The sequence below is a fragment of the Bacillus sp. HMA207 genome, assembly GCF_003402455.1.
In the GTDB taxonomy this organism is placed as follows: domain Bacteria; phylum Bacillota; class Bacilli; order Bacillales; family Bacillaceae_G; genus Bacillus_A; species Bacillus_A cereus.
Genome location: NZ_BEZT01000001.1, coordinates 695,175 through 708,460 on the forward strand (window position 1 = coordinate 695,175; position 13,286 = coordinate 708,460).

Here is a 13,286-nt window from a genome sequence, read left to right on the forward strand (position 1 = left end):
CAGCAATGACAGGACGTTTACAAAATAAAGTAATCGTCATTACAGGTGCTTCTAGTGGGATTGGTGAGCAAGTTGCAATGCAAGTTGCAGCACAGGGAGCGACTCCAGTATTAATGGCTCGAACAGAAGAGAAACTACAAGCGTTAGTAGACAAAATTAAAGAAACTTATAATACGCCTTGCTATTATTATGTATTAGATGTAAGTGAAGAGATGGAAGTACAGTCTGTTTTTTCAAAGGTATTACAAGAAGTGGGACGTATTGATATATTAGTAAACAATGCGGGATTTGGTATTTTTAAAACGTTTGAAGATGCGTCAATGGGTGAAGTAAAAGATATGTTCCAAGTAAATGTATTTGGATTAGTAGCATGTACGAAAGCGGTACTACCTTATATGGTAAACAAGAACGAAGGACATATTATTAATATTGCTTCACTTGCCGGAAAAATTGCAACTCCGAAATCAAGTGCGTATGCAGCAACGAAACATGCTGTATTAGGATTTACGAATAGTTTACGCATGGAATTAGCGAATACAGATATTTATGTTACAGCAATTAATCCAGGTCCGATAGATACAAACTTTTTTGAAATAGCGGATCAATCTGGTACATATGTAAAGAATATGGGACGTTACATGTTAAAACCAACATACGTAGCAGAACAAATCGTAAAGTCGATGCACACGAAAAAACGTGAAGTAAACTTACCGAAGTGGATGGGAATTGGTCCAAAACTTTATGCTTTATTCCCAGGTTTATTTGAACGTGTAGCAGGTAAATCATTAAGTAAAAAATAGGAGATTTCCACATGGAAATCTCCTATTTTTTATTGTTTTCCAGTCACATAATCATAAACAATATCCTCAATCTCCTCGTATAAATCAATTTCAATATTTGAATGAGTCACCGTTTGAATATGTTTCACTAGCATTTCCTGATCTTCTTTTGATATTGGACTGCATTGATATTGCTGAAAACTTTTTATAATCATTTTCTCAATTAATTTTTCGTTCATATTTTTTCCCGCCTGTATGTACGTATGTATTGTTTTATTGTACTTGAAGTGAAATAAAAAAACTACTATGCACTATTTTTGTATAAAAATTCGGTTGAGTATATTATTTTTCTAATAAAATTAAGTTTTTTTAGATTTAAAAATTTATAAATATTTAATTGACTCTATAAATATACAATATTATAATCATACTTAATTTAAAGAATCGATTTGAGGAGGAACTTATGAAAGTCGCAATTATTGGAGCCACTGGATATGGGGGCATTGAATTAATTCGTTTATTAGAACAACATCCATATTTTTCTATAGCATCTCTTCATTCTTTTTCGCAAGTTGGTGAGTGTATAACAAATGTATATCCGCATCTTCGAAATGTCCTTTTTCATACGTTACAAGAAATTGATGTGAAGACAATAGGGAAAGAAGCAGAAATCGTATTTCTAGCAACACCAGCAGGAGTATCAGCGGAGTTAACTCCCAAGTTAGTAGCAGAAGGTTTAAAAGTAATTGACCTATCTGGAGACTTTCGTATGATAGATCCTTCGTCATATGAACTGTGGTATAAAAGGCCAGCAGCGAAAGAAGAAATTCTTAGAAAAGCAGTGTATGGGTTAAGTGAATGGAAAAGGACTGAGATTCAAAAGGCAAATTTAATTGCAAACCCAGGATGTTTTGCTACAGCCACATTGCTAGCGATAGCGCCGTTAATACGTAGCGGCATGATTGAAGAAGATTCGATTATTATTGATGCGAAATCTGGGGTATCAGGAGCAGGAAAAACACCAACAACAATGACTCATTTTCCTGAGCTATACGATAACTTACATATCTATAAAGTAAACCAGCATCAGCACGTTCCAGAGATTGAGCAAATGCTTACAGAATGGAATAGTGAATCACAGCCAATTACATTTAGCACACATTTAATACCGATATCACGAGGAATTATGATTACACTTTATGCAAAAGTAAAACAAAAGATGGAAATAAAGCAACTTCAAAAATTGTATGAAGAAACGTATGAACAATCTCCTTTCATCCGAATTTGTACGCAAGGGAAATTTCCAAGTCCAAAAGAAGTGAGAGGCTCAAATTATTGTGATATTGGCATAGCTTACGATGAAAGAACTGAAAGAGTTACGGTCGTTTCTGTTATAGACAATATGATGAAAGGTGCGGCTGGGCAAGCGATTCAAAATGCAAACATAATAGCGGGACTAGAAGAGACAACAGGTTTACAACATATGCCGCTTTATCTATAAGGGGGACATGATGATTAAAGTAGCGTCTATTACAAAATTAGAAAATGGTTCAATTGTAACGCCAAAAGGCTTTTCGGCAATTGGTACTGTAAATGGTCTGAAAAAGGAGAAAAAGGATTTAGGGGCAATCGTTTGTGACGTACCAGCATCATGTGCCGCTGTGTATACAACGAATCAAATACAAGCAGCCCCTTTGCAAGTAACGAAGGATAGTATAACGGCAGAAGGGAAGTTACAAGCAATTATCGTTAATAGTGGAAATGCAAATGCTTGTACTGGAATGCAAGGATTACAAGACGCATACGAGATGCGCGCGTTAGGGGCGGAACATTTTGGAGTGAAAGAAAATTACGTTGCAGTAGCTTCAACAGGTGTAATTGGTGTTCCACTGCCGATGGATATAATCCGAAAGGGGATTGCAACTCTTATACCGACGAAGGAAGAAAGTGAAGCATATTCTTTTTCTGAAGCAATTTTAACGACAGATCTTATCACGAAAGAAACTTGCTATGAAATGATTATTGATGGGAAGAAAGTGGCGATTGCGGGTGTTGCAAAGGGTTCAGGGATGATTCATCCGAATATGGCAACGATGCTTAGTTTTATTACGACAGATGCTCATATAGAGCATGACGTATTGCAAACAGCATTATCCCAAATTACGAATCATACATTTAATCAAATTACGGTAGATGGAGATACTTCTACGAATGATATGGTCATCGTTATGGCAAGTGGATTATCAGAAACAAGCCCGATAAATATGGAACATACAGATTGGGAAACTTTCGTATGTACTTTACAGAAGGTATGTGAAGATTTAGCAAAAAAAATTGCGCAAGATGGTGAAGGCGCTACGAAGTTAATAGAAGTAAATGTGCTAGGAGCTCAAACGAATGAAGAGGCAAAAAAAATTGCAAAGCAAATAGTCGGTTCGAGTCTTGTGAAAACAGCAATACATGGTGAAGACCCAAACTGGGGGCGAATTATTAGCAGTATTGGACAAAGTGAAGTAGCTATTAATCCGAACACAATTGACATTACTCTTCAATCTATATCGGTATTAAAAAATAGTGAGCCTCAAATATTTTCTGAAGAAAAAATGAAAGAGAGATTACAAGAAGATGAAATAGTCATTAATGTGTACTTACACTTAGGTGAAGAGACAGGATCAGCTTGGGGCTGTGACTTAAGCTATGAATATGTGAAAATAAACGCTTGTTATCGTACATAAGGAGAGAGAAGATGAGCGATTATATTGTAGTGAAATGCGGCGGTAGTATGTTGAATCAATTAAATGATGTGTTTTTTGATTGTATAAAGAAATTACAGCACAAGTATAAAGTAGTGATTGTCCATGGTGGTGGACCAGAAATTGATGCCAAATTAAAAGATTGTAACATCAACGTAGAAAAAAGAGATGGATTACGGATAACACCAAAAGAAGTTATGGATGTTGTTCAAATGGTGCTATGCGGAAGTACGAATAAAAAACTCGTAATGAATTTACAAAAGCATAATTTACTTGCGGTAGGTTGTTCAGGGTGTGACGGCAATTTACTTCAAGTTCAACCTGTCAGCGAGGAGATAGGATATGTAGGGGAAGTAAGTTATGTAGAAACAGCCTTATTAAAAGGATTAATAAATATGGGGTATATTCCTGTTATTGCTCCAATCGGGGTAAATGGTAATGAAATTTATAACATAAATGCGGACAATGCTGCAGCTGGGATTGCGGCCGCGTTAGGGGCAAAAGAGCTGATTTTTATTACGGATGTAGATGGAATATTACATGAAGGGAATTTGGTAAAGGAAACGGATGAGTCTGAAATTGCTACTTTTATAGAAACAGGTGTTATTACAGGTGGGATGATTCCGAAAGTACAGGCGGCACTAGCATCATTAAAAATGGGAGTGCAAAAGATAAGTATTGTGAATGGTACAAAAGATTTTACTGAGGTTACGGGAGAGTGTATTGGAACGACGGTAACGAAAGGCGTGAGTATTGCATGACGAGTCATCTTTTTCAAACGTATGGCAGAAGAACTATTGAGTTTGTAAAAGGAACTGGAACGAAAGTTATTGATAATAACGGTAAGGAATATTTAGATTTCACATCAGGAATTGGCGTATGTAATTTAGGACATTGTCACCCTACTGTTCTCAAAGGTGTACAAGAGCAACTTGATGATATATGGCATATATCTAACCTGTTTACAAACAGCTTACAAGAAGAAGTTGCGTCATTATTAACAGAAAATAGAGCATTAGATTATGTGTTTTTCTGTAATAGTGGGGCAGAGGCAAATGAAGCGGCTTTAAAGTTAGCACGTAAGCATACTGGAAAATCTCTCGTCGTAACATGCCAGCAGTCTTTTCACGGTAGAACATTTGGAACGATGAGTGCAACGGGCCAAGATAAGGTGAAAGAAGGATTTGGTCCATTACTTCCATCTTTTTTACATATCCCTTTTAACGATATTAAAGCATTAGAGGAAGTAATGAATGAAGAAGTTGCGGCGGTAATGGTAGAAGTTGTTCAAGGAGAGGGAGGAGTAATACCTGCTGATCTATCTTTTTTGAAAGAGATTGAAACATTATGTAATAAGTTCGGTTCCTTATTTATTATAGACGAAGTACAAACGGGGATAGGAAGAACTGGAACACTATTCGCTTATGAACAAGTGCGAATAGAGCCTGATATCGTTACCGTTGCAAAGGCACTTGGGAATGGAGTTCCTGTCGGAGCGATGCTTGGCCGGAAAGAGCTAGGAACATCGTTTACTGCAGGATCACACGGTTCAACTTTTGGCGGGAATTACATCGCGATGGCTGCAGCGAAAGAAGTATTGCAAGTGAGTAAAAAAACATCGTTTTTAAAAGAAGTACAAGAAAAAGGCGAGTACGTATTAGAGAAGTTGCAAGAGGAATTACAGCATGTCGAATGTATTCAAAATATACGTGGTAAGGGGCTTATGATTGGGATTGAGTGTAAGCATGAAGTTGCAAGTTTTATAGAACAACTAGAAAACGAAGGACTTCTCGTATTACAAGCAGGTCCTAATGTGATAAGACTATTACCGCCACTCATTGTCATGAATGAAGAGTTAGAACAGGCAGTATATATAATAAAAAAAGTAGTTTGTACAAAAAACGTATCAATCATATAAGGGGGAAGTTTCATGTCAACTGTACAAGTACCGAAATTAAATACGAAAGATCTTTTAACACTAGAAGAATTAACGAAAGAAGAAATTATTTCTTTAATTGAGTTCGCTATATATTTAAAAAAGAATAAGCAAGAGCCTTTATTACAAGGCAAAATATTAGGGCTTATTTTTGATAAGCATTCAACTCGTACTCGTGTATCTTTTGAAGCAGGAATGGTACAGCTCGGGGGACATGGTATGTTTTTAAGTGGGAAAGAGATGCAAATGGGAAGAGGAGAAAGCGTTTCAGATACTGCGAAAGTATTATCGCAGTATATTGACGGGATCATGATACGTACATTCTCACACGCGGATGTAGAAGAGCTTGCAAAAGAATCGAGTATTCCTGTTATTAACGGTTTAACGGATGATCATCATCCTTGTCAAGCATTGGCAGACCTTATGACGATATACGAAGAAACAAATACATTTAAAGGAATAAAATTGGCTTACGTAGGTGACGGAAATAATGTATGTCATTCATTGTTGCTAGCGAGTGCAAAAGTTGGAATGCATATGACTGTGGCAACGCCTGTAGGGTATGAACCGAATGAAGAGATTGTAAAAAAAGCGTTAGCAATTGCCAAGGAAACAGGAGCTGAAATTGAAGTTTTGCATGATCCTGAATTAGCGGTGAATGAAGCAGATTTCATTTATACTGACGTTTGGATGAGCATGGGGCAAGAGGGCGAAGAAGAGAAGTATACTTTATTTCAACCTTACCAAATCAATAACGAACTTGTTAAGCATGCGAAGCAAACATATCGTTTCTTACACTGTTTACCTGCCCATCGTGAAGAAGAAGTAACAGGAGAAATTATAGATGGACCGCAGTCTATCGTCTTTGAGCAAGCTGGTAATCGATTGCATGCTCAAAAAGCGTTATTAGTGAGTTTATTTAGAAATGTAGAAGAGCCTTCCTAAAAGGGAGGTTTTTTTATATTAAAATGTCGGATGTATATTTGGTTAACCATTTCGATATCATTTATAATAAAAGAGAAAACTAAATTTGTTTTTCAGAGTGTGTAAGGACATACTACATATAAAAATATAGTTAAAGAGATGATGAGGGTGAAAACAACTAAGAAAACATATTCGTTTTTTCAGCGGATGTGGAGAATATTAAAGTTTCAATATTATAAGTTGCTTCGATCGCCAGAAGGCGCAAAGAAAGTATCGTTAGGGTTTGCTATAGGATTCGGCTTAGAAATGTTAGTCATTTATACGGCATCGCTCGTATATGTAATATTTTATCCAATCGTCAGGTTAGCAAAGGGATCTTTTCCTGCGGCAGTTATTGGCAATATTATTGGGAAAATATCGTTTCTCCCAGTATTTTTATTTCCGCTTGCGTATGCGCTAGGAAAAATGATTTATCCATTTCATGTACAGAAAATTCATCATGAACCATTTAAGATATCGGACTTGTTTTCAAGTCACATCTTTACGATATTAAAGAGCTTATTACAAAGTGAAGTGTATGTATTAATTGGAATGACGATTTTAGGAGTTGTGTTTGGTCTCATTTCATATTTCGTTGTGCATTATTTATACGAAAAGAACCGTAAGTTACGCTTGAAGAAAAGGAAGAAACGAGTGAGAGAACCACTTGTACAATTATAAACAATGTCACATTCATTTTCTCCTTTGAATATGTTTAAGAAAAAGGAGGAGAGGATAATGTATTATTATTACGTACCTCAAGTATATCCATATGTAAATTATTATCCGGTTTATGATACGAGTAGACAATACGAATTATATCGGCAACAACAATTACAGCAATTATCACAAATACCACAAATACCACAACAACAGCCTACACAGGAAAAAAAACCATATTTAACAACATGGCCATATTCCAATGTATACTATGGTAACTATTACGAATCATAAAGCTGCTTCTATTTAGAAGCAGCTTTATACGTTTGTTTTCAAAATTAAATTTTGAATGGTTTGAAGAGAATGAATGAGCTTTTCGCGCTCTTCCTCAGATAATGTTTGGAAATTTTCTTTTAGTTTGTCTAAAATGAATTGCTGATACTGATTTACTAATAATTTCCCTTCAGCTGTTAGGGAAATTAAAATGACCCGTCGATCTTTTTCGCTATAATGACGCTCTATTAGTTCTTCTTGAATAAGTTTGTTTAATAGAGGTGTCATGTTAGGCCGTGAAATCGCTAGCCGCTTGCCGATTTCGGAAACTGCTAATGTGCCGTTTTCATGCAAAAGCAGTAATACTTGTGTATGTGATGGCGGCATATGTCTTTGAGAAGAAAATTCTCCAGGAAGCATAAATTTGCGATAAAAAAGAGGCACTAGCGAAAGAAGATGATCAACAATACGTTCCCACTCGCGTGATTCCATATAAAGGCCCCCTTCCACTATCATTGTAACAAAAAAGACATGTTATAAAAATAGAATTGTTTCATGGTCGCTTTAATATTTGTAGGATAACACTTGCTTTGTAAATGTATTGGCAATAATTGCATAGCCGTTATCATTTGGGTGTACTTGGTCAAATAATAACTCTTTTTTATCATTCGATATTAATTTGCGAATTGGTAAAACGATAGATGGTTGATTTGCTTTGGAAATGGAATAAACAGATTCATTCCAGCCATCTAAAAACATATCTGCATAACTTGCGATGGAGTCATCGAGTTGTAACGGGTTATAGAGTTCTGAGAGAATGAGTAAAGCGTCCGGATTTTGATCTCGAACTGTCTTTACAATACTTTTTATATCCGCTTCAAAATGGGCTTTTTCTTTATTTAACATTTTTATACCATCTATAACACCAACATCACGATTTAAACGAAATAAATTATTTCCTCCAATATTAATTGTAATTATATTTGCTGCTCTAATTTTTTCCTTTACATCTTCTGATTGAACTTTTTTAGCGAGACGATCTGTTGTAAGACCGTTTACCCCAAGGTTTTCTACTGTAATTGGTTTATGAATTTGTGCTTCTATTTGCTTAGAAGCTAATTCGGCAAATCCACCTTGTGTCGATCCATATCCTTTAGCGAGTGAATCACCTAATACAAGATGATAAAAAGATTCGTTTGTTTGCTTATCAATCCAATTTGGGGCAGATGTTTTTTCTGTTTTTTCTTCAGATTCATTTTGTTTTGTCTCGTCGTTCTTTTCAAAATAAGAATAAGAAATGATCAGAAGGAGGAGACAAACAATTGTTAAGATGACTTTTTTCATAAATTCATCCTCCTTGTAATTGGTAATTGTATCATATTCAGCAGTATTAGCAATGTAAGGGCATATTATATGTTTATGAAAAGTTTATAATAACTTTACAGAAAATTTGTTGAAGTTTGTCAAAAAATATTGACGATAGGAAAGAACTTTATATATGATAATGTCAGATAAGGTGAAACTTTAATGAGTGGGAGCTTTATTTCCTATTAATTAATAGTCTTCATCAATCGGGCGTTTAAGGGGACTACTCGTTAGCGCAGGGTGAAATGAAAATTGTGTCTCTAATAGAAGAAAAAAGGTATGTGGTTAGAGACAGATAGGGATTCATTTCATTATTTCTGGTAATTGTATAAGGGGGATTTTTTGTGAAAAAGTCAAAAAAAATGCTAGCTGGAGCAACTCTTGCGATTGGTGTTATAGCACCGCAAGTAATGCCAACAACAGCTCATGCAGATGAGAACACTGGGGAGAGTACAGTTAACTTACGAATTCTAGAAACATCAGATATTCACGTTAACTTAATGAATTACGATTATTATCAAACGAAAACAGATAATAAAGTAGGTCTCGTGCAAACTGCAACACTCGTTAATAAAGCGCGTGAAGAAGCGAAAAACTCTGTCCTATTTGATGATGGAGATGCATTACAAGGGACACCGCTTGGAGATTATGTAGCAAATAAAATAAAAGATCCGAAGAATCCTGTGGATCCTAGTTATACACATCCATTATATCGTGTAATGAATTTAATGAAGTATGACGTCATCTCTCTTGGGAATCATGAATTTAACTACGGCTTAGATTATTTAAACAAAGTGATTGAAAAAACGGATTTCCCGGTTATTAACTCGAATGTATATAAAGATGACCATGATGATAAGGAAGAGAACGATGAAAATTATTTTAAACCATATCATATTTTAAAGAAAGAAGTAGTGGATGAAGCAGGCCAAAAACAAATAGTGAAAATTGGTGTAATGGGATTTGTTCCACCACAAATCATGAACTGGGATAAAGCGAACTTAGAAGGAAAAGTAAAAGCGAAAGACATCGTCGCAACAGCAAGAATAATGGTGAAGAAAATGCAAGATGAGGGTGCAGATATTATCGTTGCATTGGCTCATTCAGGGGTCGATAAGAGCGAATATAAAGAAGCGAATAAAATGGAAAATGCATCATATCATTTAGCAACACAAGTTCCTGGCGTAGATGCAGTATTAATGGGACATTCACATACTGAAGTGAAGGACGTATTTAATGGTGTTCCGGTTGTAATGCCTGGTGTTTTTGGTAGTAACTTAGGTATTATTGATATGCAATTGAAAAAGGTAAACGGAAAATGGGAAGTACAAAAAGATCAATCTAAGCCGCAACTTCGTCCGATTGCTAATAGTAAAGGTACCCCATTAGTAGAATCTGATCAAAAATTAGTTAATGAAATTAAAGATGAGCATCAAGCGACAATCGACTATGTAAATACACCTGTAGGTGAAACGAAAGCACCAATTAATAGTTATTTTTCATTAGTACAAGATGATCCTTCCGTACAAATTGTGACAAATGCGCAAAAATGGTATGTAGAACAAGAACTTAAAAAACCAGAGTACGAAAAGATTAAAGATATTCCGGTTTTATCTGCAGGTGCACCATTTAAAGCAGGTGGCCGAAACGGTGCTACATATTATACGGATATTCCAGCTGGAACGTTAGCAATTAAAAACGTTGCAGATTTATACGTGTATCCAAATACGTTATATGCTGTAAAAGTAAATGGGGCACAAGTGAAAGAATGGCTTGAAATGTCTGCAGGTCAGTTTAATCAAATTGATCCAACGAAAACAGAAGAACAGCCGTTAGTAAATATAGGCTATCCTACATATAACTTCGATATTTTAGATGGCTTAAAATACGAAATTGATGTAACACAACCGGCGAAATACGATAAAGATGGAAAAGTTGTAAATGCAAATGCTAATCGTATTGTAAATATGACATATGAAGGTAAGCCAGTAGCTGACAATCAAGAGTTCATCGTTGCTACAAATAATTATCGCGGTAGCAGTAAAACGTTCCCTGGTGTAAGTGAAGGAGAAGTTATTTACCAATCACAAGATGAAACACGTCAAATCATAGTGAAATATATGCAAGAAACACCGGTTATTAATCCGACAGCAGATAAAAATTGGACATTTAAACCGATTGTTGCAGATAAGTTAATTACAACATTTGATTCTTCACCAAATGCACAAAATTATATAAAGAAAGATGGGAAGATATCATATGTTGGACCATCTGAAAATGAATTTGCTAAATATGCAATTGATATAACGAAGAAGAATGATGATAAAGAAACTGGTGGAGAAAATCCAACGACACCGCCAACAGGTGGTGGAGAAAATCCGACGACACCGCCAACAGGTAATGGAGAAAACCCAACACCACCAACAGAAGAAGGTAATAATGGTAATGAACCAAAGCAAGATGGAAACAATACTGGATCTGGACAAACTACAACAGATGATCAAAATACAAAAGAAACAACAACAACTGTAAGTGAAAATAAAGAAGCTGAAAAAGATGAACGTGATTTACCGAAAACAGGTGCAAGTATTGCTTCTACAATTGGAGCTGGTCTTGCGTTTGTTGGAGCGGGATTACTTATGTTATTTAGAAGAAAGAAAGCGAATAGATAGTCGAGAAATATAAAAAGGATTACCGATTTGGTAATCCTTTTTGTTATATTATGAAACTGGTACTGCTTTTTCTTTTTTCCATGAAAGACCGAATCCAGTAAAGCCGACGATAATGGTTACGACTGGACACGCTAAACAGAAGATTGCGTATGGCAAGTAATCGAATGTTGGAACGCTAAGAACGTTTGTTAAGAATACGCCACTGACACCCCATGGTACGAGTGGATTAATTACTGTACCAGCATCTTCTAATACTCGTGATAAATTACGACGTTCTAAACCGACTTCATCGTATTTATTAGCGAATGCTTGTCCTGTTAAAACGATAGATAAGTATTGCTCACCAAGTAAGAAGTTTACACCAATTGCAGTTGAAGCAGTAGAAATAATTAAGCGTGTACTAGTTTTTACGAAGCTAGAGATAATATTCATCAGCTGCGCTATAATACCCATTCCTTGTAATAATCCTCCCATACAAAGAGCTAGGAAAATAAGAGCAATTGACATCATCATACTTTGCAGGCCACCGCGAGATAATAAGCTGTCAATGTCTTTGATACCAGTTTTAGAAACGTAACCGTCTTGCATAATTTTTATTAAATCAGCTAAAGAAGTGCTAGGTTTAAAAATAAAGAGAATAATAATCCCTACCACAATTCCTGCAAGTAATGTTGGAACTGCGGGTACCTTTTTAAATGCGAATAGGAACAGTAATAAAATAGGAATCAGTGTAACGATAGAAATCGTTGCATTTTTTTCTAGTGTGTTAATAAATGCTGAGAAATCAACGTTTCCACCAGATCCGCTTCCTAAAATGAAAAATGCGATAAAAGCAATAATGAAAGCTGGCACTGTTGTCCAAAGCATGTTACGAATATGTTCAAATAAATCTACACCTGTTACAGCAGGCGCTAAGTTTGTTGTATCAGATAAAGGAGACATTTTATCTCCGAAGAATGCACCAGAAATAATTGCACCAGCAATAAGAGCTGGATCGTATCCAAGGGCAGTACCCATTCCCATAAAGGCAAGTCCTACAGTTGCAGCAGTTGTAAATGCACTACCGATACTCGTTCCAACAATTGCACAAACAACAAAAACAGTTGGAACGAAAATTTTTGGAGATACAAGTTGGAAGCCGTATACCATTAAAGTGGGAATAGTTCCAGCTGCGATCCAAACGCTAATTAATACGCCTACAAGTAAGAAAATAAATATAGATGGAATGCCAGCTGAAATACTACTAATCATCCCTTTCTCCATAGTAGACCAAGAGATTTTCTTCAAGAATCCAAATGCTAATAAAAGAACGATACCAAATAAAATTGGGATGTGTGGTGAAACTTCTAATTGAATAACACTAAAACCAATACAGAAAAAGATAAAAATTGTTAAAAGAACAGACTCAATTTTTGAAACCATTGTTTTCCCCTCCTAAGTAATGTGAAATAGCTCTTTTTTATATAAAATTCGCCAATATTGTATATTTCCTTCTAAAATTTAGAATTTTGTGACAAATTACCGGTAATTGTTAGTCCTTCTATATGATACGGAAATGATTGGATAAAAAAACGTCCCTGCATATAATTATGCAGGGACGAAGAAATCGCGGTACCACCCTAGCTTGTGAAATGAATGTATCACAAAATAAAGGGTCATATGATATGCGCTTATAAAATAAAAACGCCCCTGCAATATATGCAGGGACGAAAAATTCGCGGTACCACCCTAAATTGTGAAACAGTTTCGTTTCACCACTCTTTAGACATAACGGTCTATAACCGTCTTTCACTACTCCTTACGTTTCGTAAAAGAAGCTCCAGGGGGTAATTCATAATTCGCTCTGTACTGGTTCGCACCGACCACCAGCTCTCTGAAATCAGAA

The 13,286-nt window shown here is 35.8% G+C and carries 13 protein-coding genes and 1 other annotated feature (1 of these 14 only partly in view); of the genes, 9 read left to right on the forward strand and 4 right to left on the reverse strand.

Features of this window, described 5'->3' with window-relative positions:
• Window positions 1-5 precede the first annotated feature (5 nt).
• Window positions 6-800, forward strand: coding sequence for an SDR family NAD(P)-dependent oxidoreductase (locus HMAS_RS03830; RefSeq protein WP_000147794.1), 795 nt, complete (start codon window positions 6-8; stop codon window positions 798-800).
• A 29-nt stretch (window positions 801-829) separates the two neighbouring features.
• Here HMAS_RS03830 and HMAS_RS03835 read toward each other — a convergent pair whose 3' ends face one another.
• Entirely contained in the window at window positions 830-1,018 is a 189-nt protein-coding gene (locus tag HMAS_RS03835; RefSeq protein WP_001003222.1) for a YqzH family protein, read from the reverse strand.
• Window positions 1,019-1,242: 224 nt separating this feature from the next.
• Here HMAS_RS03835 and argC point away from each other — a divergent pair, with 224 nt between their 5' ends.
• The 7 genes from argC to HMAS_RS03870 all read left to right on the forward strand — a co-directional run bounded on the left by argC (window position 1,243) and on the right by HMAS_RS03870 (window position 7,385).
• A complete protein-coding gene (gene argC / locus HMAS_RS03840; RefSeq protein WP_000861244.1) occupies window positions 1,243-2,280 on the forward strand; it encodes an N-acetyl-gamma-glutamyl-phosphate reductase in 1,038 nt (345 codons plus the stop codon).
• A gap of 10 nt (window positions 2,281-2,290) precedes the next feature.
• A complete protein-coding gene (argJ, locus tag HMAS_RS03845) occupies window positions 2,291-3,514 on the forward strand; it encodes a bifunctional glutamate N-acetyltransferase/amino-acid acetyltransferase ArgJ (protein WP_000598394.1) in 1,224 nt (407 codons plus the stop codon).
• An 11-nt stretch (window positions 3,515-3,525) separates the two neighbouring features.
• A complete protein-coding gene (gene argB / locus HMAS_RS03850) occupies window positions 3,526-4,293 on the forward strand; it encodes an acetylglutamate kinase (RefSeq protein WP_116344703.1) in 768 nt (255 codons plus the stop codon).
• Entirely contained in the window at window positions 4,290-5,450 is a 1,161-nt protein-coding gene (locus HMAS_RS03855) for an acetylornithine transaminase (RefSeq protein ID WP_000200555.1), read from the forward strand. Before argB ends, HMAS_RS03855 begins: the two co-directional genes overlap by 4 nt.
• A 12-nt stretch (window positions 5,451-5,462) precedes the next feature.
• The gene (gene argF / locus HMAS_RS03860; RefSeq protein WP_000108853.1) at window positions 5,463-6,413 is read left to right on the forward strand and encodes an ornithine carbamoyltransferase; all 951 of its coding nucleotides are present in this window, start codon (window positions 5,463-5,465) and stop codon (window positions 6,411-6,413) included.
• 138 nt (window positions 6,414-6,551) lie between these two features.
• Complete coding sequence (locus tag HMAS_RS03865) at window positions 6,552-7,112, forward strand: DUF2062 domain-containing protein (protein ID WP_002026296.1); 561 nt, start codon at window positions 6,552-6,554, stop codon at window positions 7,110-7,112.
• A 57-nt stretch (window positions 7,113-7,169) separates the two neighbouring features.
• Complete coding sequence (locus HMAS_RS03870) at window positions 7,170-7,385, forward strand: hypothetical protein (RefSeq protein WP_000291955.1); 216 nt, start codon at window positions 7,170-7,172, stop codon at window positions 7,383-7,385.
• A gap of 24 nt (window positions 7,386-7,409) precedes the next feature.
• Here HMAS_RS03870 and HMAS_RS03875 read toward each other — a convergent pair whose 3' ends face one another.
• Window positions 7,410-7,856 (reverse strand): MarR family winged helix-turn-helix transcriptional regulator, encoded by a 447-nt coding sequence (locus tag HMAS_RS03875; RefSeq protein ID WP_000445819.1) that lies wholly within the window; start codon window positions 7,854-7,856, stop codon window positions 7,410-7,412.
• Between the two features lie 72 nt (window positions 7,857-7,928).
• Window positions 7,929-8,708, reverse strand: a complete 780-nt coding sequence (locus tag HMAS_RS03880; protein ID WP_000755850.1) for a GDSL-type esterase/lipase family protein — start codon at window positions 8,706-8,708, stop codon at window positions 7,929-7,931.
• A 365-nt stretch (window positions 8,709-9,073) separates the two neighbouring features.
• On the opposite strand from HMAS_RS03880, the gene cpdB reads away from it, so the two are divergent.
• Entirely contained in the window at window positions 9,074-11,401 is a 2,328-nt protein-coding gene (gene cpdB, locus HMAS_RS03885; RefSeq protein ID WP_025709123.1) for a bifunctional 2',3'-cyclic-nucleotide 2'-phosphodiesterase/3'-nucleotidase, read from the forward strand.
• A gap of 48 nt (window positions 11,402-11,449) precedes the next feature.
• On the opposite strand, the gene nhaC is transcribed toward cpdB, so the two are convergent.
• Entirely contained in the window at window positions 11,450-12,823 is a 1,374-nt protein-coding gene (gene nhaC / locus HMAS_RS03890) for a Na+/H+ antiporter NhaC (RefSeq protein ID WP_000253730.1), read from the reverse strand.
• A gap of 277 nt (window positions 12,824-13,100) precedes the next feature.
• Window positions 13,101-13,286, reverse strand: a binding site (T-box leader); it runs 35 nt beyond the window's last position.